Origin of the sequence: Limimaricola variabilis (genome assembly GCF_014195545.1) — a bacterium.
GTDB lineage: Bacteria > Pseudomonadota > Alphaproteobacteria > Rhodobacterales > Rhodobacteraceae > Limimaricola > Limimaricola variabilis.
In genome coordinates, this window is the sequence record NZ_JACIBX010000002.1 from 78018 (window position 1) to 97700 (window position 19683).

19 protein-coding genes and 1 tRNA gene are annotated in these 19683 nt (G+C 67.8%); 9 read left to right on the plus strand and 11 right to left on the minus strand.

Annotation, left to right across the window (positions count from 1 at the left end; all coding sequences use genetic code 11):
• Positions 1-7 precede the first annotated feature (7 nt).
• The 9 genes from rpoB to FHS00_RS03440 form a co-directional block, all read right to left on the minus strand.
• On the minus strand, positions 8-4147 hold the full coding sequence (gene rpoB / locus FHS00_RS03400; RefSeq protein WP_183469906.1) for a DNA-directed RNA polymerase subunit beta: 4140 nt from the start codon (positions 4145-4147) through the stop codon (positions 8-10).
• A gap of 246 nt (positions 4148-4393) precedes the next feature.
• The gene (gene rplL, locus FHS00_RS03405) at positions 4394-4771 is read right to left on the minus strand and encodes a 50S ribosomal protein L7/L12 (RefSeq protein WP_085894993.1); all 378 of its coding nucleotides are present in this window, start codon (positions 4769-4771) and stop codon (positions 4394-4396) included.
• 69 nt (positions 4772-4840) lie between these two features.
• Complete coding sequence (rplJ, locus tag FHS00_RS03410; RefSeq protein WP_183469908.1) at positions 4841-5353, minus strand: 50S ribosomal protein L10; 513 nt, start codon at positions 5351-5353, stop codon at positions 4841-4843.
• A gap of 257 nt (positions 5354-5610) precedes the next feature.
• Entirely contained in the window at positions 5611-6312 is a 702-nt protein-coding gene (rplA, locus tag FHS00_RS03415; RefSeq protein WP_183469910.1) for a 50S ribosomal protein L1, read from the minus strand.
• 3 nt (positions 6313-6315) lie between these two features.
• Entirely contained in the window at positions 6316-6768 is a 453-nt protein-coding gene (rplK, locus tag FHS00_RS03420; RefSeq protein WP_183469912.1) for a 50S ribosomal protein L11, read from the minus strand.
• A 192-nt stretch (positions 6769-6960) separates the two neighbouring features.
• On the minus strand, positions 6961-8199 hold the full coding sequence (locus tag FHS00_RS03425; RefSeq protein ID WP_183469914.1) for a glycosyltransferase family 4 protein: 1239 nt from the start codon (positions 8197-8199) through the stop codon (positions 6961-6963).
• A 70-nt stretch (positions 8200-8269) separates the two neighbouring features.
• Positions 8270-8803, minus strand: a complete 534-nt coding sequence (gene nusG / locus FHS00_RS03430; RefSeq protein WP_183469916.1) for a transcription termination/antitermination protein NusG — start codon at positions 8801-8803, stop codon at positions 8270-8272.
• A 171-nt stretch (positions 8804-8974) separates the two neighbouring features.
• Positions 8975-9175: a preprotein translocase subunit SecE gene (gene secE / locus FHS00_RS03435; protein ID WP_183469918.1), complete on the minus strand. Its 201-nt coding sequence runs from the start codon at positions 9173-9175 to the stop codon at positions 8975-8977.
• 82 nt (positions 9176-9257) lie between these two features.
• Positions 9258-9333, minus strand: a tRNA-Trp gene (locus tag FHS00_RS03440).
• A gap of 130 nt (positions 9334-9463) precedes the next feature.
• Here FHS00_RS03440 and FHS00_RS03445 point away from each other — a divergent pair.
• A complete protein-coding gene (locus FHS00_RS03445; protein ID WP_183469920.1) occupies positions 9464-10153 on the plus strand; it encodes a lysophospholipid acyltransferase family protein in 690 nt (229 codons plus the stop codon).
• A 93-nt stretch (positions 10154-10246) separates the two neighbouring features.
• On the opposite strand, the gene tuf is transcribed toward FHS00_RS03445, so the two are convergent.
• A complete protein-coding gene (tuf, locus tag FHS00_RS03450; RefSeq protein ID WP_183469893.1) occupies positions 10247-11422 on the minus strand; it encodes an elongation factor Tu in 1176 nt (391 codons plus the stop codon).
• 190 nt (positions 11423-11612) lie between these two features.
• Between tuf and FHS00_RS03455 the strand changes: the two genes are divergently transcribed.
• Together FHS00_RS03455 and FHS00_RS03460 are read left to right on the plus strand one after the other, a co-directional pair.
• Positions 11613-12701, plus strand: coding sequence for a hypothetical protein (locus FHS00_RS03455; protein ID WP_183469922.1), 1089 nt, complete (start codon positions 11613-11615; stop codon positions 12699-12701).
• A complete protein-coding gene (locus FHS00_RS03460; RefSeq protein WP_183469924.1) occupies positions 12701-13357 on the plus strand; it encodes a Fe2+-dependent dioxygenase in 657 nt (218 codons plus the stop codon). Before FHS00_RS03455 ends, FHS00_RS03460 begins: the two co-directional genes overlap by 1 nt.
• A 73-nt stretch (positions 13358-13430) precedes the next feature.
• Here the strand turns inward: FHS00_RS03460 and parC are convergent, their stop codons facing one another.
• The gene (gene parC, locus FHS00_RS03465; protein WP_183469926.1) at positions 13431-15749 is read right to left on the minus strand and encodes a DNA topoisomerase IV subunit A; all 2319 of its coding nucleotides are present in this window, start codon (positions 15747-15749) and stop codon (positions 13431-13433) included.
• A gap of 140 nt (positions 15750-15889) precedes the next feature.
• On the opposite strand from parC, the gene FHS00_RS03470 reads away from it, so the two are divergent.
• The 6 genes from FHS00_RS03470 to rpsO all read left to right on the plus strand — a co-directional run bounded on the left by FHS00_RS03470 (position 15890) and on the right by rpsO (position 19633).
• Positions 15890-16387 (plus strand): SH3 domain-containing protein, encoded by a 498-nt coding sequence (locus FHS00_RS03470; RefSeq protein ID WP_183469928.1) that lies wholly within the window; start codon positions 15890-15892, stop codon positions 16385-16387.
• 79 nt (positions 16388-16466) lie between these two features.
• A complete protein-coding gene (locus FHS00_RS03475) occupies positions 16467-17300 on the plus strand; it encodes an SDR family oxidoreductase (RefSeq protein ID WP_183469930.1) in 834 nt (277 codons plus the stop codon).
• 72 nt (positions 17301-17372) lie between these two features.
• Complete coding sequence (locus FHS00_RS03480; protein WP_183469932.1) at positions 17373-17576, plus strand: twin transmembrane helix small protein; 204 nt, start codon at positions 17373-17375, stop codon at positions 17574-17576.
• The gene (locus FHS00_RS03485; protein WP_183469933.1) at positions 17576-18148 is read left to right on the plus strand and encodes a cob(I)yrinic acid a,c-diamide adenosyltransferase; all 573 of its coding nucleotides are present in this window, start codon (positions 17576-17578) and stop codon (positions 18146-18148) included. The genes FHS00_RS03480 and FHS00_RS03485 overlap by 1 nt, the downstream gene beginning before the upstream one ends.
• Positions 18149-18238: 90 nt before the next feature.
• The gene (locus FHS00_RS03490) at positions 18239-19195 is read left to right on the plus strand and encodes a calcium-binding protein (RefSeq protein WP_183469934.1); all 957 of its coding nucleotides are present in this window, start codon (positions 18239-18241) and stop codon (positions 19193-19195) included.
• 168 nt (positions 19196-19363) lie between these two features.
• Positions 19364-19633 carry a 30S ribosomal protein S15 gene (gene rpsO, locus FHS00_RS03495; protein ID WP_183469935.1) on the plus strand — a complete coding sequence of 90 codons (270 nt, stop codon included), beginning with the start codon at positions 19364-19366 and terminating at the stop codon, positions 19631-19633.
• Positions 19634-19683: the final 50 nt, after the last annotated feature.

A 19683-nucleotide genomic window follows, 5' to 3' on the forward strand; every position in this document is an offset into this window, starting at 1 on the left:
GACGCCGTTACTCGTCCTCCGCGTCCAGGAGTTCCATGTTGAGGCCGAGGCCCCGGACTTCCTTCACGAGGACGTTGAACGATTCCGGCACGCCGGCCTCGAAGTTGTCCTCGCCCTTGACGATGCTCTCGTAGACCTTGGTCCGGCCCGCCACGTCGTCCGACTTCACGGTCAGCATTTCCTGCAGCGTGTAGGCGGCGCCGTAGGCTTCCAGCGCCCAGACCTCCATCTCGCCGAAGCGCTGGCCACCGAACTGCGCCTTACCGCCCAGCGGCTGCTGGGTGACGAGGCTGTACGGCCCGGTCGAACGCGCGTGGATCTTGTCGTCCACGAGGTGGTGCAGCTTGAGCAGGTACTTCACGCCCACCGTCACCTTGCGCGAGAACTTCTCGCCGGTGCGGCCGTCGAACAGGTCCGACTGGCCGGACTCGTCGAAGCCCGCACGGCGCAGCGCGTCGTTGACGTCCGGCTCCTTGGCGCCGTCGAAGACCGGCGTGGCGATTGGCACGCCGCGCTGGACGTTCTCCGCCAGCTCGGCCACGCCCGCCTCGTCGAGGTTCTCGATGCCCTCGTCATAGACGTCCTCGCCATAGGCCAGACGCAGCGCCTCGCGCACCGGGGTGAGATCACCCGAGCGACGATACTCCTGCAGTGCCTCGTCGACCTGGATGCCGAGGCCGCGCGCGGCCCAGCCCATGTGGGTCTCGAGGATCTGACCGACGTTCATGCGCGACGGCACGCCCAGCGGGTTGAGGCAGAAGTCGACCGGCGTGCCGTCGGCGAGGAACGGCATGTCCTCCATCGGCACGACGCGCGAGATGACGCCCTTGTTGCCGTGACGGCCGGCCATCTTGTCGCCCGGCTGCAGCTTGCGCTTCACCGCGACGAAGACCTTGACCATCTTCATCACGCCCGGCGGCAGGTCGTCGCCACGACGGACCTTCTCAACCTTGTCCTCGAAGCGCGCGTCGAGCGTGCGCTTCTGGATCTCGTACTGCTCGTTGAGCGCCTCGACGATCCGGGCGTCGTCCTCGTCCTCGAGGGCGAGCTGCCACCACTGGCCGCGCGACAGCGTGCCGAGCAGCTCCTCGTCGATCACCGCGCCGGCCTTGACGCCGCGCGGACCCTTCACCGCGGTCTTGCCGAGGATCAGGTCCTTGAGACGCGCGTAGATGTTGCGGTCGAGGATCGCCAGCTCGTCGTCGCGGTCACGCGCCAGACGGTCGACTTCCTCGCGCTCGATCTGCAGCGCGCGCTCGTCCTTGTCGACGCCGTGGCGGTTGAACACCCGGACCTCGACGATGGTGCCGAAATCGCCCGGCGGCAGCCGCAGCGAGGTGTCGCGCACGTCGGATGCCTTCTCGCCGAAGATGGCGCGCAGGAGCTTTTCTTCCGGCGTCATCGGCGATTCACCCTTCGGGGTGATCTTGCCGACGAGGATGTCGCCCGGCCCCACTTCGGCACCGATATAGACGATGCCCGCCTCGTCGAGGTTGCGCAGGGCTTCCTCGCCGACGTTCGGGATGTCGCGGGTGATCTCTTCCGGCCCGAGCTTGGTGTCGCGGGCGGCGACTTCGAATTCCTCGATGTGAATCGAAGTGAAGACGTCGTCGCGCACGATGCGCTCGGAGATCAGGATCGAGTCCTCGTAGTTGTAGCCGTTCCACGGCATGAAGGCGACGACGACGTTCTTGCCGAGCGCCAGCTCACCCATGTCGGTCGAGGGACCATCGGCGATCACCTCGCCCTTGCCGACCTTGTCGCCCACCTTCACCAGCGGACGCTGGTTGATGCAGGTGTTCTGGTTCGACCGCTGGAACTTGCGCATCCGGTAGATGTCGACCCCGGCATCGCCGAGCTCGAGATCCTCAGTGGCGCGGATCACGATCCGGGTGGCGTCGACCTGGTCGATGATGCCGCCGCGACGCGCCATGATGGCGGCGCCGGAATCGCGGGCCACGACTTCCTCGATGCCGGTGCCGACCAGCGGCGCCTCGGCCTGCAGCAGCGGCACGGCCTGACGCTGCATGTTCGAGCCCATCAGCGCGCGGTTCGCGTCGTCGTTCTCGAGGAACGGGATCAGCGAGGCGGCGACCGAGACGAGCTGCTTCGGCGAGACGTCGATCAGGTCGACGCTCTCGGACGGCGCGAGCATGTAGTCGCCGGCCTGACGGGTGTTGACCAGCTCGTTGGTGAACTTGCCGTTCTCATCGAGCGAGGCGTTGGCCTGCGCGACGGTGTGGCGCATCTCCTCGGTGGCCGAGAGATAGCTCACCTCGTCGGTCACCTGGCCGTCCACCACCTTGCGGTAGGGGGTTTCGATGAAGCCGTACTTGTTCACCCGCGCGAAGGTGGCGAGCGAGTTGATCAGGCCGATGTTCGGGCCTTCCGGCGTCTCGATCGGGCACATCCGGCCGTAATGGGTCGGGTGCACGTCGCGCACCTCGAAGCCGGCACGCTCGCGGGTCAGACCGCCCGGCCCGAGCGCCGAGAGACGACGCTTGTGCGTCACTTCCGACAGCGGGTTGGTCTGGTCCATGAACTGCGACAGCTGCGAGGAGCCGAAGAACTCGCGCACCGCGGCGGCGGCCGGCTTGGCGTTGATCAGGTCCTGCGGCATCACCGTGTCGATCTCGACCGAGGACATGCGCTCCTTGATCGCGCGCTCCATGCGGAGCAGGCCGACGCGGTACTGGTTCTCCATCAGTTCGCCGACCGAGCGCACCCGGCGGTTGCCGAGGTGGTCGATGTCGTCGATCTCGCCCTTGCCGTCGCGCAGTTCGACCAGCGCCTTGATGCAGGCGATGATGTCCTCGCGGCGCAGCGTGCGCTGGGTGTCCTCGGCGTCGAGGTTGAGACGCATGTTCATCTTCACGCGGCCGACGGCCGACAGGTCGTAGCGCTCGGCGTCGAAGAACAGCGTGTCGAACAGCGCCGAGGCGGCGTCGACGGTCGGCGGCTCACCCGGCCGCATGACCTTGTAGATCTCCATCAGCGCCGATTCACGGTTCCAGGCCTTGTTGTCGGCGGCGACGGTGTTGCGGATGTAGGGGCCGACATTGATGTTGTCGATGTCGAGGACCGGGATGTCGGTGATGCCGGCATCCATCAGATCCTTGAGCGTGCCGCCGGTGATCTCGCCGTCCTTGTCGGTCTCGAGCGTCAGCTCGTCACCGGCCTCGACGTAGATCGCGCCGGTTTCCTCGTCGATGATGTCACGCGCGACGAAGCGGCCGACGATGTTGTTGAACGGCACCAGCAGGTCGGTGACGCGGCCCTCGTCGATCAGCTTCTTGACGGCGCGCGGGGTCACCTTCTCGCCGGCTTTGGCGATCACTTCGCCGGTGGCGGCATCCACGAGGTCATAGGTCGGACGGGTGCCGCGCACCCGCTCGGGGAAGAACTTGGTGACCCAGGAATTGGCCTTCTTGTCGAAGCTGTAATCGACCGTGTTGTAGTAGGCATCCATGATGCCTTCCTGATCGAGACCCAGCGCGTAGAGCAGCGTGGTCACGGGCAGCTTGCGGCGACGGTCGATGCGCGCGAAGACGAGGTCCTTGGCGTCGAACTCGAAATCCAGCCAAGAGCCGCGATAGGGGATGATCCGGCAGGCGAACAGCAGCTTGCCCGAGGAGTGGGTCTTGCCCTTGTCGTGGTCGAAGAACACGCCCGGCGAACGGTGCATCTGGGACACGATCACCCGCTCGGTCCCGTTGACGATGAAGGTGCCGTTCTGGGTCATCAGGGGCATGTCGCCCATGAAGACGTCCTGCTCCTTGATGTCCTTGACGGACTTGGCGCCGGTGTCCTCGTCGACATCGAACACGATCAGGCGCAGCGTCACCTTCAGCGGCGCGCTGTAGGTCATGTCGCGGGCCTGGCATTCCTCGACGTCGTATTTCGGCTTCTCGAGTTCGTACTTCACGAATTCGAGTGTCGCGGTCTCGTTGAAGTCCTTGATCGGGAAGACCGACTGGAACACGCCCTTGATCCCTTCGCCGTCGGTCGGCTCGGGCTGGTCACCCGATTTCAGGAACAGGTCGTAGGAGGATTTCTGCACCTCGATGAGGTTCGGCATCTCCAGCACTTCGCGGATCTTGCCGTAATACTTGCGCAAACGCTTCTGGCCGAGGAAGGACTGAGCCATGGGTGTCGTCACCTTTCAGGTCTCTGCGGATCGGCGCGGCCGGCGGGGAAGGCCGCGTCATCCTTGCGAGAGGGGAGTTCCGGTCCATTCGCGATCACCGTCCCACCGGTGACCTCCCGACCGTGGAACCTGCCCGGGACCGGGGCCGCGCGCGGCCCCCTTCCAAGACGGGTTCGGCTGGACCCGCGAAACCGCGGATCCAGCCAATTCATGCGGCGTGGCGCGCAGGTCGCGCGCCGGCCGTTATCAGGCCAGCTCGACCTTGGCGCCAGCAGCTTCCAGCTTCGCCTTGATCTCTTCGGCTTCCGCCTTCGGCGCGCCTTCCTTGACCTTGCCGCCGGCCTCGACGAGGTCCTTGGCTTCTTTCAGGCCGAGGCCGGTGATGCCACGGACTTCTTTGATCACGTTGATCTTCTGAGCGCCGGCGTCCTTCAGGACGACGTCGAACTCGGTCTTCTCTTCGGCAGCGGCGCCAGCGTCGCCACCGGCCGGGCCAGCCATCATCACGGCGCCGCCGGCGGCGGGCTCGATGCCATACTCGTCCTTGAGGATGGTTTTCAGTTCCTGCGCCTCGAGGAGGGTCAGACCAACGATCTCTTCGGCGAGTTTCTTCAGATCAGCCATTTTACTTTTCCGTTCGTTCAATTGTGTTCCAACGCGGGGGCTTTCAACCCCCAAGGGAGACGGGATGCCTTATGCGGCCTTCTCTTCGATGGTCGAGAGAATGCCTGCGATGTTGCTTGCGGGCGCGCCGATGGCGCCGGCGATGTTGCTGGCCGGAGCACCGATGCAGCCGACGATCGAAGCAATGAGCTCCTCACGCGACGGCATCTGGGCCACGGCTTTCACACCGGCGACGTCCAGAGCCGAGTCTCCCATCGCGCCGCCGAGGATGACCAGCTTGTCGTTGGTCTTCGCATAGGCGTCGACCACCTTGGCTGCCGCCACGGGGTCTTCGGAGTAGGAGAGCACGGTCATGCCCGTGAGGTAGTCGGCGATGCTGGCGCAGGCCTTCCCCTCGAGGGCGATCTTGGCGAGCTTGTTCTTGGCAACACGCACGGACCCGCCCGCTTCACGCATTTTCGCGCGCAGGTCCTGCATCTGGGCAACCGTCATGCCTTCGTAGTGGGCAACCACCACGACGCCAGAGCTTTCGAAGATCTGGCCGAGTTCCTCGACCACTTTCTCTTTCTGGGCTCTATCCACGGTTTACTCCAAGTTTGGGGGTTTCCCCCCGGCTCTGTCTGACCCCCTGATGGTCCGGGGGCCGTTCGGGTCCGTTTCAGGGTCCCGAGGCCGCGATCGCCCGAAGGGAAGCTCGCGCTTCCGAACGGAAATCCAACACTCGTTTCCCATCTCGGGAAGGCCTTAGCGGGGTTTCCCCCTGCCCTCCGTCTCGGACAGGACGGGGCGGCTGACCGCCCCGCCATTCACTCCCGGCCGAGACCGGGAGGAAATCTCTATCAGGCCGCGCCGGTGGCCGAGGCCAGGTCGACGCTGACGCCCGGGCCCATCGTCGAGGACAGCGCCACCTTCTTGAGGTAGGTGCCCTTGGCGCCGGCGGGCTTCGCCTTGGAGACCGCATCCACGAAAGCGCGGATGTTCTCTTCCAGCTTGGCCTCGTCGAAGGACGCCTTGCCGATGCCGGCATGGATCACGCCGGCCTTCTCGACGCGGAACTGCACCTGACCGCCCTTGGCCGCGTTCACGGCTTCGGCGACGTCCATGGTGACGGTGCCGATCTTCGGGTTCGGCATCAGGTTGCGCGGCCCGAGAATCTTGCCCAGGCGGCCGACGATCGGCATCATGTCCGGGGTCGCGATGCAGCGGTCGAACTCGATCTTGCCCTGCTGCACGGTCTCCATCAGGTCCTCGGCACCGACGATGTCGGCGCCGGCCTTCTTGGCCTCTTCCGCCTTGTCGCCACGGGCGAAGACGGCGACGCGGACGGTCTTGCCGGTGCCGTTGGGCAGGGTCACCGAGCCACGGACCATCTGGTCGGCGTGGCGCGGATCGACGCCGAGGTTCATCGAGATCTCGATGGTCTCGTCGAACTTGGCGGTGGCGTTGGCCTTGATCAGCGAGACGGCTTCGGACAGCTGGACGTTGTCCTTGCCGGCGAAAGCCTCGCGGGCGGCGCGGGTGCGTTTACCGATTTTCGCCATGATTCAGCCTTTCACCTCGATGCCCATCGACTTCGCGGAGCCGAGCACGGTCTGCATCGCACCCTCGATCGAGGTCGCGTTGAGATCCTTCATCTTCGCTTCCGCGATCTCGCGCACCTGGGCGAGCGTCACGGTGCCGGCGGTCTCCTTGCCGGGCGTGGTCGCGCCCTTGGCGCGGTTGCGCTTGCCCACGGGCTTGAGGCCCGCAGCCTTCTTGAGGAAGAACGACGCCGGCGGCGACTTGATCTCCATCGTGAAGGACTTGTCCTGATAGTAGGTGATCACGGTCGGGCAGGGCGAACCCTTTTCCATGTCCGCGGTCTTCGCATTGAAGGCCTTGCAGAACTCCATGATGTTGATGCCGCGCTGACCCAGCGCCGGACCGACCGGCGGGGACGGGTTCGCTTCGCCGGCCTTCACCTGGAGCTTCAGTTGCCCCATCACTTTCTTGGCCATCGGGCCTCTCCTTGTCGCAACACCGCGCGGACGCGTCCGGGCGGCTTCGGTTGGTGCGGTGCGGTCCGGAGGGCGCGCCCTCCTCGCCTCCCGCAGGGGGCGCGAATCATCTCTGATCCGGTCGCCACCAAGGGTCCGGCCCACGGGCCGGCGCAATGGAAGGTCGTCGCATAGACCGCGCGCGGCGGCGCGTCAAGCCCGGTCGCCGACGATCCCGGCAGCCCGCCGTTCCGCCGCCGCCTGCCGCGCGGCGGCCGGGTAGCAGGCCGCCCAGGAGGCCGCGACGGCCGACCAGGCGAAACGTGCCTCGGCGATGGCGCGGGCCCGGCGCGCGACACCGTCCGCGAAGTCCGGCTCGCATATCAACCGGTCCATGCCCGCGGCGAGCCCCGCCACCACCGCGGCCTCCTCGCCCGGCTCCACATAGAGCGCCGCGTCGTCGCTCGCGAGATGGCCCGGCCCGCCCCAGCGCAGCGCCAGCACCGGCACGCCGAGCATCATCGCCTCCTGCATCACGATACCGTTGGCCTCGGCCAGGGAGGGAAACACGTAGCCCCGCGCTGCGGCGATTCCATCGAGCACCTCGCCATGCGGCCGCCAGCCGGCGAATCGCACGCGCTCGGTCACGCCCAGCTCCCTCGCGAGCCCCTCGAGCGCTGGCCGGGCCGGTCCGTCACCATAGACCGTAAGCCGGGCGCCCTCGCGACTTTCGGCCACCGCCCTGATCGCGAGGTCGGTGCCCTTGTGGTCGACCTGACGACCCGAGCAGGCGAATTCCGTGGACCGCCCGACATGACGCGCCGGGGGCCGGGCGGCGATCGCCTCGGCGACACCCGAATCGACGACCTCGCTCATCCGCTCCGGCGGCACGCCCGCCCAAGCAAGCGATCGGCGGGTGCGCGCATATCCCGAGACCAGAACGTGCCGGGCCTGTCGCTTGTCCGGTGCGAGCTTGCGGAACAGCAACTGCGCGGGCCGGTGCAGCCGTGCCCGCAGCTTGCCGCGCGGGGTCTCGCGGTCGGCGAAGTCTGGTGGGTAATGGATGTTGCCGGTGAAGGGGCCCATCACCGTCTCGAAGCCCTGCGGCGGAAACCGCGGCTCGACCGGCGAGACCGGGCAGAGATAGTGCAGCAGCGTCGCGGCGGGATCGAAGCGCGCGCGGATCAGCCGCGCCGCCAGCAGGTGGAAACAGGTCGAGACCAGCGGCGCGCCAAAGCGGCTTTGCCACAGCGTCCGCTGCACCGGCCCGTCCTCCACGAAGAGGAGCCGCTCGGCGGGAAAGTCGCGCGACAGGCCACGACGGTTGCGGGCATGGGTGAGCAGCACCGCATCGTATCCCTGCCGCAGCAGATAGTCGAAATACTGGTAGGCCTTGATCGCCTCGCCGCCCATGTCGGTACCGGCATTGGAGGAGACGAGGACGATCTTCATGAATGGGTCTCCGGGCGGCCTTGAGGCCCCGAGAACCTGACCGGCCGCACGCGACCGGTCAAGTCGAGCCTCAGCCCTGCTTGGCGACCTGAGTGAACTCGAGTTCCACCGGCGTGGCACGACCGAAGATCGAAACGGTGACCTTGAGGCGCTGGTTGTCCTCGTCGACCTCCTCGACCATGCCGTCGAAATCCTCGAAGGGGCCGTCCTTGACCTTCACCTTCTCGCCGATCTCGAAGCGGATCAGGGTGCGCGGGCTTTCCTCGCCTTCCTGGACGCGGCCCAAGATCGCCTCGACCTCGGCGTCGCGCATCGGCATTGGCCGGCCCTGCGGGCCGAGGAAGCCGGTGACCCGGTTGATCGAGGTAACGAGGTGGTAGCCCTTGTCGGACATTTCCATGTGCACCAGCACGTAGCCGGGCATGAAGCGCCGCTCGGTGGTGACCTTCTTGCCGCGGCGAACCTCGATCACCTCCTCGGTGGGGACCAGCACCTCGTCGATGACATCCTCGAGCCCCTGCTCGGCCACCTTGGTCCTGATCTGCTCGGCGATCTTCTTCTCGAAGTTCGAGAGCACGGAAACCGAATACCAGCGTTTCGCCATGTTGCCCGACACCTTCCGTCGCGACCGGCCTTGCGCCGGAGCCTCGTTGCATTCCCGGCCCCGATCGGGGCCGCTCAAACGGCAAAGCGGCGCGCACTCGCGCGCCGTTTCCCCAAGTCCGCCGGTCAGTAGCGCCCGGCGCGGCGCAGATCAAGCCCCGCGGGGCCCGGTTCAGCCCGCCAGACCCTCGAGCACCGCCTGCAGTCCCGAACGGATGCCCAGGTCGACCAGGCTGAAGAACAGCGCGGCGACAGCGGCGAGCAGGAAAATCATCACCGTGGTCAGCACCACCTCGCGGCGCGTTGGCCAGACCACCTTGGCGATCTCGGCGCGGGTCTGCTGCGCGAACTGGAGCGGGTTGGTTCTGGCCATCATCTTCACCTTTCCGGGGATCGATGCGGGACATACGGCCATGCCGCGCGATCTGCAAGCGGCGGCGACGCCGCGGTGGCCTTGGCAGGGGCAGGGGGACTCGAACCCACGACCCTCGGTTTTGGAGACCGATGCTCTACCAACTGAGCTATACCCCTAAGGCCGCCCTCCGAGTAGTCGCAATCGCCGCCGGGATCAAGAGGGCCCGGCAGCCAATCTCGCCCGCCCTGCCCTTGCCCTCGCGGCGCGGCCGCGCAAGATGCCCGCCGAAGGCTTGGAGAGGACGCGATGACGCTCGGCAAGAGACTGGCCAAGAGCCCCACCGTGATCCGCGGCGTCGGCGGGCTGGCGCATCTGTGGCTGGCGCGCTGCCAGTGGCGCACGCGGTGGCAGACGCGCGGCGAGGATGCCCTGCGCGCGGCGCTTGCGGAGGGGCCGGTGCTGCTGGTGCTGCGGCATTCGCGGCTGATGATGGGGCCGTTCCACTGGCCGCGCGACGCCGCCGACCTGTCGAGCCTGCACGACACCTCCCCGATCGCGCGAATCGCCGGCGACACGCATCGACGCTGCGGCCTCACCCCCGTTGCCATGTCGGCGCGGCTGTCGAATCTGGCGATGTCGCGGCTGGTGATGGACCGGATGCGCGCCGGCGCCAGCATCGGCATCACCGCCGACGGCCCGCTCGGCCCGGCCAGGGAGATCAACGACCCGCCGCTCGACTGGGCGCGGATCACCGGCGCGCCGGTGTTTTTCTACGCAGCCTCGATGACCCGGCAGGCCCGCGCCGCGAGCTGGGACCGGCTGCTGCTGCCGCGCCCGGGCGGCGAGGGCGCGGTCGTGTTCCGCCCCTGGGAGGACACGATGCCGCGCCGGGCGGATGCCGCGGCGCGCGAGGCGGCGCGGGCCTCGATGAAGGCCGGGCTCGACGCGACCACGGCCGAGGCCGACGCCATGCTCGGCCTAGCCCCGGGGCCTTGAGCCCCCTGCCCCACCGGAACGAAAAAAGGGCCGCCCCGGAGGGCGGCCCTTTCATATGGGGGAACCGGGCGGCCGCGCCGCCCGATGCTGTCCTTACTCGACGATCTTGGAGACCACGCCGGCGCCGACGGTGCGGCCGCCTTCGCGGATGGCGAAGCGCAGGCCGTCTTCCATGGCGATCGGGGCGATCAGCTCGACGTTGAACTTCAGGTTGTCGCCCGGCATCACCATCTCGGTGCCCTCGGGGAGGACAACGGTGCCGGTGACGTCGGTGGTCCGGAAGTAGAACTGCGGACGGTAGTTCGCGAAGAACGGGGTGTGGCGGCCGCCCTCTTCCTTGGTGAGGATGTAGGCCTCGGCCTCGAACTTGGTGTGCGGCGCAACCGACTTGGGCTTGCACAGCACCTGGCCGCGCTCGACGCCTTCACGGTCGATGCCGCGCAGCAGCACGCCGACGTTGTCGCCGGCCTCGCCGCGGTCGAGCAGCTTGCGGAACATCTCGACGCCGGTGCAGGTCGACTTCTTGGTCTCGCGGATGCCGACGATCTCGATCTCGTCGCCGACGTTGATCACGCCACGCTCGACGCGGCCGGTCACAACGGTGCCGCGGCCGGAGATCGAGAACACGTCCTCGATCGGCATCAGGAACGGCAGGTCGACGGCGCGGGCCGGGGTCGGGATGTACTCGTCGACGGCCTTCAGCAGCTCGCGGATCGAGTTCTCGCCGATCGCCTCGTCACGGCCTTCCATGGCGGCGAGCGCCGAGCCCTTGACGATCGGGATGTCGTCGCCCGGGTAGTCGTAGGAGGACAGCAGCTCGCGGATTTCCATCTCGACGAGCTCCAGGAGCTCCTCGTCATCCACCTGGTCGACCTTGTTCATGTAGACGACCATGTAGGGGATGCCCACCTGGCGGCCGAGCAGGATGTGCTCGCGGGTCTGCGGCATCGGCCCGTCGGCGGCGTTCACCACCAGGATCGCGCCGTCCATCTGGGCGGCACCGGTGATCATGTTCTTCACATAGTCGGCGTGGCCGGGGCAGTCGACGTGGGCGTAGTGACGCGACTCGGTCTCGTACTCGACGTGGGCGGTCGAGATGGTAATCCCGCGGGCCTTCTCTTCCGGCGCGCCGTCGATCTGGTCGTAGGCGCGGAAGTCACCAAAGTACTTGGTGATCGCGGCGGTCAGGGTGGTCTTGCCGTGGTCCACGTGACCGATGGTCCCGATGTTCACGTGCGGTTTGGTGCGTTCGAATTTTGCCTTTGCCATCTGCGTCGGCGCCTCGCGTGTTCGGGGGCCCCTTGGCCCGGTTCGACATCGCGGGCGATGTATTTGCAATCGGCAGGGAAATCAAGCGGCAGTTCCATGCGCCCGGTGGCTCGCGCCCCGCCCCGAGGCTTGACGTTCCAGGCCCGGACATATTACCGACTAAAACACTCAGAATCTTTGCGGAGGACATATGTCCAGCACCAAGACCCCCCGTCCCGTCAATGCCCGCATGTGGCGCAGCCTCGCCCTCGCCACCGCAATGGGCGGCGTCGCCGTCGGCTCCGCCATGGCCGGCGGCCCGCAGGCCACGGTTCCCGGCCAAGCAGCCCAGACCCTCTGGCCGATCGCCGGCGAAGGCGGCGAGGGCGGCGAAGCAGGCGCCATCGAGACCGAAGGCGGTGAAGGTAGCGAACAGGGCGAAGCCCACGCAGAAGGCGGAGAAAGCGGCGAGACCGGTTCGACCGAAGGTGGCGAGCATGGTGAAGCCGCTGCCGAAGGTGGCGAAGGTGGCGAGGAGGGCGAAGCCCACGCAGAAGGCGGTGAGGGCGGCGAAGGCGGCGGTGAAGGCGGCGAGAGTGGCGCAGTCGAAGCCGAGGGTGGCGAAGGTGGCGAAGGCGGAGAGGGCGGCGAAGGCGGCCTGATCATCGAGGTCGATGCAGACACCGCCTACCTGACCGACCTGCTGCTGATCGAGGGGCATCTGCGCGCCGGGATCGCGCTGCAGCGCGACAGCCGCGCCGAGCTCGCCGCGACCCACATGAAGCACCCCGAGGACGAGATCTATGCCGGTCTGGCCCCGCGCCTCGAGCAGCGCGGCGTCGCGGGCTTCTCCGACGAGCTGGCGGAACTGGCGACGGCCGTCGAAGGCGGCGCCGAAACCGAGCGGGCCGAGGCCGCCTTCGAGGCGTTGATCGCCCGCATCGGCGACGCCCGTGCCGCCGTGACCGACCCGCGCGCCCGGTTCGAGGCGGTCGAGGCGGCGCTGCGCATCGCGGCCGAGGAATACGAGGTCGGCATCGCCCCCGATGGCAGCATCACCGAGCTGCACGAGTACCAGGATGCGCTGGGCTTCGCGCAGGCGGCACTGGCCGAGACCGAGGCGCTGGCGGCGTCGGACGACGCCGAAGTGGCAGCCGCAGGCGCGCAGGCGCGCGACGCGGTCGAGGCCGCGATGGCGGCTTTTGACGGGTTCGTCCCCGAGGCGCTACCGGGCGTCGACGTGGCCCTGCTCCACGGCGCCGCGGCCCGCGTCGAACTGGCCGCGCTCGGCCTGAACTGATGCTGCTCGCCATCGACGGATTGCTGTCGGCACCGGAGGTCGAGGCGCTGCGCGCCTCGATCGACACGATCGACTTCGCCGACGGCCGCGCCTCGGCCGGGCGCTATGCCCGCGAGGTCAAGGCCAACGACCAAGCTGCCCCCTCGCCCGCGCGCAACGCGGTGCTGGCCAAGGTCGAGAAGGCGCTCGGCGGCAACGCGCTGTTTCAGGCGGCGGCGCGGCCGGCGCGGATGACGCCGCTGATCCTGTCGCGCTACCGGCAGGGCCAGACCTACGGCTTGCATGTCGACGACGCGCTGATGCAGGGCATCCGCACCGACATCTCCTTCACGCTGTTCCTGTCCGAGCCCGAGAGCTACGACGGCGGCGAGCTGGTGATCGAGGATGGCTTCGAGAGCCGCGCCGTGAAGCTGCCGGCAGGTGGGCTGATGGCCTATCCCTCGACCACGCTGCACCGGGTCGCCCCGGTGACGCGCGGCACGCGGCTGGCGGTGGTTGGCTGGGTGCAGAGTCGGCTGCGCGACGCCGCCCAGCGCGAGATGCTGTTCGATCTCGACCGCGCCGTGCGCGAGATCCATGCGCGCGAGGGCAAGTCGGAGCTGTTCGACCTGCTCGCCAAGAGCCGGTCGAACCTGCTCAGGATGTGGGCCGACTGAGACGACGGCCTCTGAAAGTCAAAAGGCCCTCCCGCATCGGGAGGGCCTATTCGTTTCAGTCGAAGCGATTGCCTTAGTTGAAGCGATTGTCGCGGGGGAAGCCGCGCGGCGCCATCCGCCCGGCCGTGGCGCGCTTGGCAACCCAGTCGCCCAGATCGCTCTCGGTCCGGGTCCGACCGGCCGGGTCCTTCCACGACAGCCCCGCCTCTAGGACGAAGGTCGTCGCGTCCGACAGACCGCCATCCTTGTACTTCTGCAGCCGCACGCCCTTGCCACGGGTCATCTCGGGCAGTTCGTCGAGCGGGAAGACGAGCACCTTGCGGTTGTCGCCGACCACCGCCACCGCATCGCCGGTCACCGGCTTGCAGATCTTCGCCACGACCTCGTCCTTGACGTTGAGCACCTGCTTGCCGGCGCGGGTCTGGGCCAGCACCTCGTCCTCGTTGACGATGAAGCCGTCACCGGCCGAGGAGGCGACCAGCAGCCGCCGCTCGGGCCGGTAGAGATGCAGCGAGACGATCTGCGCCTCGTTGGGCAGGTCGACCATCAGCCGCAGCGGCTCGCCCATGCCCCGCCCGCCGGGCAGGTTGGAGGCGGAAACGGTGTAGAACCGCCCGTTCGAGCCAAAGACCAGCAGCCGATCGGTGGTCTCGGCGTGCAGCACGAAGCGGCCTTTGTCGCCATCCTTGAACTTCAGCTCGCTGTCGAGCGCGATATGGCCCTTCATCGCGCGGATCCAGCCCATCTCGGAGCAGACGATGGTGATCGGCTCGCGCTCGATCATCGCCTCGATCGGCACGTCGGGGATCTCGGTGCCCTCGGCGAAGCCGGTCCGCCGGTCGCCGCCCGGGGTCCCGTGACCCATCAGCTTGCGGGTCTCGCGCAGCTGGGTCGCGATCGACTTCCACTGCAGCTCCTCGGAGGCCAGCAGGTCGACCAGACCGGCGCGCTCCTGCATCAGCGCGTCCTGCTCCTTCAGCAGCTCCAGCTCCTCGAGGCGGCGCAGCGAGCGCAGCCGCATGTTGAGGATCGCCTCTGCCTGCACCTCGGTGAGGCCGCCACCGCCGGCCGGCTCGGAGAGCGGTGAGCGATAGTCGCGCTCGGAGACGGCGCGGACATGATCGCGGTCCCAATCCTCGGCCATCAGCGCCTGCTTAGGCTGATCGTCGTAACGGATGATGTCGATCACCCGGTCGAGGTTGAGGAAGGCGGTGATGAAGCCTTCCAGCACCTCGAGCCGGTGGTCGATCTTCTCCAGCCGATGCTCGGAGCGGCGGGTCAGCACCTCGCGGCGATGGTCGAGGAAGGCGCGCAGCACCTCCTTGAGCGAGCAGACCTTGGGCGTCAGCCCGTCGATCAGCACGTTCATGTTGAGTCCGAAGCGGATCTCGAGGTCGCTGTTCTTGAACAGCATCCCCATCATCATCTCGGGCTCGACAGTCTTGGCGCGCGGTTCGAGCACGATGCGCACGTCTTCGGCACTCTCGTCGCGCACATCCGCCAGAAGCGGGATCTTGCGGGTCTGGATCAGCTCGGCGAGCCGCTCGATCAGCTTCGACTTCTGCACCTGGTAGGGGATTTCGGTGACCACCACCTGCCATTGGCCGCGGCCCAGCTCCTCCACCTCCCAGCGCGCACGCAGCCGGAACGAACCGCGCCCGGTGCGGTAGGCCGCGAGGATGTTCTCGCGCGGCTCGACCAGCACGCCGCCGGTGGGAAAGTCGGGACCCGGCACCAGATCGACGAGCTTCTCGTCCGAGACGCCCGGCGTCTTGATCATGTAGAGGCAAGCCTCGATCAGCTCGTGCAGGTTATGGGGCGGGATGTTGGTCGCCATGCCGACCGCGATGCCGCTCGAGCCGTTGGCGAGCAAGTTCGGGAACGCCGCGGGCAGCACGATGGGCTCTTCGAGCGTGCCGTCGTAGTTGGGTCGGAAATCGACCGCGTTCTCCGCCAGCCCCTCCATCAGCGCCTCGGCGGCGGGGGTCAGGCGGGCCTCGGTGTATCGGGCGGCGGCCGGGTTGTCGCCGTCGATGTTGCCGAAATTGCCCTGGCCGTCGACGAGCGGGTAACGCACCGCGAAGTCCTGCGCGAGGCGGGCCATCGCGTCGTAGATCGCCGCGTCACCATGCGGGTGATAGTTGCCCATCACGTCGCCCGAGATCTTGGCCGATTTTCGGAAGCCGCCGGTCGAGGAGAGCTTCAGCTCGCGCATGGCATAAAGGATACGCCGATGTACAGGCTTGAGGCCGTCGCGCGCGTCCGGCAGCGCCCGGTTCATGATCGTGGAGAGCGCATAGCTTAAGTAACGCTCGCCGATGGCACGGCGCAGCGGCTCGGTCAGGTCCTGCTCCGGCCGGGCCGGGAGGGCGTCGTCAAGGGGGTTTGGCATGAAAAGCTTCCTATCGCCGGGAACCATCGGCGTAAAGTCGCGGTTAGAGAGGCAACGGATCAGCGAGATCCTGCATCAGCGGCGGGTGTCACGCGACAGTGAGAGATCCGCCAGGGCGCAGAGCAGAACGAGAGGCTGTCATGAAGCACGTATTTGGTATCGGTGTCACCTTCCTGCTGCTGGGCGTAGGCTATTACGAAATGTCCGGCGGAGCCGATTTCCAGCCCCAGACCCGCATCTCCGTGGCGCAGGCCGCTGATACCACGGGCGACGCCTTCGAGATCGAGCGCACCGACTCGGGCATCCCGGTCACCGCGATGCGCGAATTTCCCGAGAATGTCGAGTTGATCTCAGCCTCCTTCATGCCCAAGCCCGCCGCTGCGGCGACCCCCGCCCCGGCCGCGACCGAAACCACGGCCGAAGCCGCCGATGCCAAGCTCGCCCTGCTGCAGGTGAGCGGCGACCGCGTCAACATGCGCCAAGGTCCCGGCACCAGCCATGGCGTGCTCGACACGCTGCCGCGCGGCACCGAGGCGCGGCTGATCGAGAGCGCCGGCGGTTGGGCCAAGATCGAGATTACCTCCACCGGCCAGACCGGTTGGATGTCCGAGCGGCTGCTGGCCCCGATCGAGGGCTGATCGCTGGACACTGCTGCGAGGCGCCCTGCGGGGCGCCTTTTTCGTTGCAGCGCGGCCTTTGCCCCGGCATGAGGCCCGCATGGATACGCCCCGCACCCTGCTCATTACCGGCGCCTCGTCTGGCATCGGTCTCGCCTGCGCGCATCACATGCGCGAACGGGGCTGGCGGGTCTTCGCCTCCTGCCGCGCCGAGGCGGATTGCGAAAGGCTGCGGGCCGAGGGCTTCGAGGCGCCGCGGCTCGACTATGCCGACCCCGACAGCGTCGCCGAAGGGCTGGCGCAGGTGCTGGAGATGACCGGCGGCCGGCTCGACGCGCTCTACAACAACGGCGCCTTCGCCTGCCCTGGCGCGGTCGAGGATCTGCCGCGCGAGGCGCTGCGCGAGATCTTCGAGACCAATCTCTTCGGCTGGCACGACCTGACCACCCGTGTCATCCCGGTGATGCGCGAACAGGGCCATGGGCGGATCGTCAACTGCTCCTCGGTGCTCGGCCTCGTGGGGGTGAAATGGCGCGGCGCCTATGTCGCGACCAAGTTCGCGCTCGAGGGACTGACCGACGTGCTGCGGCTCGAGATGAAGGGCACCGGCATCCATGTCTCGCTGATCGAGCCGGGCCCCGTCACTTCGCGGATCAGGGCCAACTCGATCCCGCATTTCGAACGTTGGATCGACTGGAAGAACTCAGCCCGGCGCGCCGAATACGAGGGCGGGCTCCTGCGCAGGCTCTACGAGGATCGTGCCCCGGACCGGTTTGAGCTGCCGCCCGGCGCGGTGGCCGAAAAGCTGGCCCATGCACTCGAAGTGGCCCGGCCGCGGCCGCGCTACTACGTCACGTTGCCCACGCATCTGTCTGGAACGCTACGGCGGATCCTGAGCACGCGCGCGCTCGACCGGGTGGTGTCGCGCGGCTGACCGCGACACCGCGTCCCGCTTTTCTTCGCCGCTGGAACCGCTAGATCCTAGGGGAACCGCGAAAGGCCCGCCATGCTGCAAGATCCCCTCCTCATCCTCGTCATCCTCGCCGTGCTGATCGTCGCCGGCATCCTGATGTTCGGGGTCGGCACCTTCGGCAAAGGCGGCGACTTCAACCGCAAATACGCCAACCGCATCATGCGCTGGCGCATCGGCGCGCAATTCGTCGCGGTGCTGCTGATCCTGCTCTACGTCTTCCTGAGGGGCATGAACTGATGGTCGTTCTGAATCGCATCTACACCCGCGCCGGCGACAAGGGCGACACCGCGCTCGGCGATGGCAGCCGGGTGCCCAAGGACGCGCTCCGGGTCGAATGCTACGGCACGGTGGACGAGACCAACGCGGCGCTGGGCCTCGCCCGGCTGCACGCCGAGGGTGAGATGGCGGCGGCACTGAGCCGCATCCAGAACGACATGTTCGACCTCGGCGCCGATTTCTGCCGTCCCGAGCCGGACAAGGACGCCGAGGCCGGACACCCCGTGCTGCGCATGAGTGCCGCCCAGACCGAGCGGCTGGAGCGCGAGATCGACGCGATGAACGAACGGCTGGAGCCGCTGAGAAGCTTCGTGCTGCCGGGCGGCACGCCGCTGGCCGCACAGCTGCACCACTGTCGCACCGTGTCGCGTCGGGCCGAACGGCTGGCCGTGGCGCTGAGCCGGGAAGAGCCGCTCAACACCGAGGCGCTGCGCTATCTCAACCGGCTGTCGGACTGGTTCTTCGTCGCCGCGCGGATCGCCAATGATTCCGGTCGCGCCGACCTGTTGTGGCAGCCGGGCGCCAACCGCTGATCATCCGCGCTTAACCACGGGACACGGTTCTCCGCCGGACCGGCGCCGCCGCGTGCTAGTCTCGCGCGGCCCCGTTCCCCGGAGACTGCGATGATCACCCTGCTCGGACTGTTCGGACTTGCCCTGACCGGCGCCGCCCTGCTGCCCTCGGCCGCCGCCGAGGTGGAGGCCGAGCCCGGCCCTGCCCCCGCGGATACGCCTCCCGAGACCGTTCCGCTGGACACGGTGCTGGAGCCCGAGCCTGGCCCGGAGGCGGCAAGCGACACCCCGACAAGCGAGGAAGCAGCGGCCGGCCCTGCGACGGGGGCGGCACCTCAGCGTCTGTCCGGGCACGGCACTATGGGCGCCGACGTCGTCTTTGGCACCGACGGGGCAGACGATGTCGCCGGCCTCACGGGAGCCGATCACCTCGACCTGCGGGACGGCGACGACATGGCGGATGGCGGCGACGGCGCCGACGAGATGCATGGCGGGCGCGGCGACGATGTATTGCGTGGCGGCGCAGGTGACGACGCGCTCTGGGGCCATGTCGGTGACGACCTGCTCTTTGGCGATGCCGGTGACGACGCCCTGCGCGGCGGCGACGGCCACGACGACCTGTCAGGCGGCGCGGGCGACGACATGCTGGGCGGCGACCTCGGAGACGACCGGCTGTCGGGTGGCGCGGGCCGCGACGTGCTGCATGGCGGGGCGGGCGACGATCGGCTCGACGGCGCCGGTGACAGTGCCCGCGACTACCTCAATGGCGGTGCCGGTGACGACGAGATCATGCTCGGCGCCGACGATATCGCCCATGGCGGATCGGGCGGCGACCTGTTCGCGCTGCGCAGCCTCGAGGCAGGCGAGCCCGCGGTGATCGCCGATTTCGACGCGACCCAGGACCGGATCATGGTGCTGCATCCCGCCACCGCCGCGCCCGAGCTGACGCTGGAGCCGGTGCCCGAGGGGCTGCTCTTGCGCGCCGACGGCGCGGCGCTGCTGCGGATCGACGGGCTGGAACAGCTTGAGCCGGGGACGGTGACGTTGATGGCCGAAACCGCCGCCTGAGCCGCCCCCCGGCCGGGCGCGGCCTCGCGCCGCAGCATTCCGCTTTCCTTTTCGGGCGATTTCCCTTATGGGCACGCATCCGTCTTCCTATATGAAGGCGGTGCTCCATGGGCCCTGCTGGACGACATCCCGGCTTGTGCCATCACCCTCACCCGAAAGGAGACCCCGATGTCGATCACCGTGGAAGACAAGGCCAAGGTCATCAGCGATTTCGCCACCAAGGACGGCGATACCGGTTCGCCGGAGGTGCAGGTTGCGATCCTGACCTCGCGCATCGCGACCCTGACCGAGCACTTCAAGACCCACAAGAAGGACAACCACGGCCGCCGTGGCCTTCTGAAGCTGGTGGCTCGCCGCCGTAAGCTGCTGGACTACGTGAAGTCCCGCGACGAGGCACGCTACCAGGCCCTGATCGGCCGCCTCGGCATCCGCCGCTAAGGTTTTTAGGGACCGCGCCACGGCGCGGTCCCTTTCATATCCGGGATGGC

Excerpts from the sequence above, each read along its gene's own strand:
- rpoB (WP_183469906.1), bottom strand. The coding sequence starts at position 4,147 with ATGGCTCAGTCCTTCCTCGGCCAGAAGCGTTTGCGCAAGTATTACGGC.
- rplL (WP_085894993.1), bottom strand. The coding sequence starts at position 4,771 with ATGGCTGATCTGAAGAAACTCGCCGAAGAGATCGTTGGTCTGACCCTC.
- rplA (WP_183469910.1), bottom strand. The coding sequence starts at position 6,312 with ATGGCGAAAATCGGTAAACGCACCCGCGCCGCCCGCGAGGCTTTCGCC.
- rplK (WP_183469912.1), bottom strand. The coding sequence starts at position 6,768 with ATGGCCAAGAAAGTGATGGGGCAACTGAAGCTCCAGGTGAAGGCCGGC.
- FHS00_RS03425 (WP_183469914.1), bottom strand. The coding sequence starts at position 8,199 with ATGAAGATCGTCCTCGTCTCCTCCAATGCCGGTACCGACATGGGCGGC.
- nusG (WP_183469916.1), bottom strand. The coding sequence starts at position 8,803 with ATGGCGAAACGCTGGTATTCGGTTTCCGTGCTCTCGAACTTCGAGAAG.
- secE (WP_183469918.1), bottom strand. The coding sequence starts at position 9,175 with ATGGCCAGAACCAACCCGCTCCAGTTCGCGCAGCAGACCCGCGCCGAG.
- FHS00_RS03445 (WP_183469920.1), top strand. The coding sequence starts at position 9,464 with ATGACGCTCGGCAAGAGACTGGCCAAGAGCCCCACCGTGATCCGCGGC.
- tuf (WP_183469893.1), bottom strand. The coding sequence starts at position 11,422 with ATGGCAAAGGCAAAATTCGAACGCACCAAACCGCACGTGAACATCGGG.
- FHS00_RS03455 (WP_183469922.1), top strand. The coding sequence starts at position 11,613 with ATGTCCAGCACCAAGACCCCCCGTCCCGTCAATGCCCGCATGTGGCGC.
- FHS00_RS03460 (WP_183469924.1), top strand. The coding sequence starts at position 12,701 with ATGCTGCTCGCCATCGACGGATTGCTGTCGGCACCGGAGGTCGAGGCG.
- parC (WP_183469926.1), bottom strand. The coding sequence starts at position 15,749 with ATGCCAAACCCCCTTGACGACGCCCTCCCGGCCCGGCCGGAGCAGGAC.
- FHS00_RS03470 (WP_183469928.1), top strand. The coding sequence starts at position 15,890 with ATGAAGCACGTATTTGGTATCGGTGTCACCTTCCTGCTGCTGGGCGTA.
- FHS00_RS03475 (WP_183469930.1), top strand. The coding sequence starts at position 16,467 with ATGGATACGCCCCGCACCCTGCTCATTACCGGCGCCTCGTCTGGCATC.
- FHS00_RS03480 (WP_183469932.1), top strand. The coding sequence starts at position 17,373 with ATGCTGCAAGATCCCCTCCTCATCCTCGTCATCCTCGCCGTGCTGATC.
- FHS00_RS03485 (WP_183469933.1), top strand. The coding sequence starts at position 17,576 with ATGGTCGTTCTGAATCGCATCTACACCCGCGCCGGCGACAAGGGCGAC.
- FHS00_RS03490 (WP_183469934.1), top strand. The coding sequence starts at position 18,239 with ATGATCACCCTGCTCGGACTGTTCGGACTTGCCCTGACCGGCGCCGCC.
- rpsO (WP_183469935.1), top strand. The coding sequence starts at position 19,364 with ATGTCGATCACCGTGGAAGACAAGGCCAAGGTCATCAGCGATTTCGCC.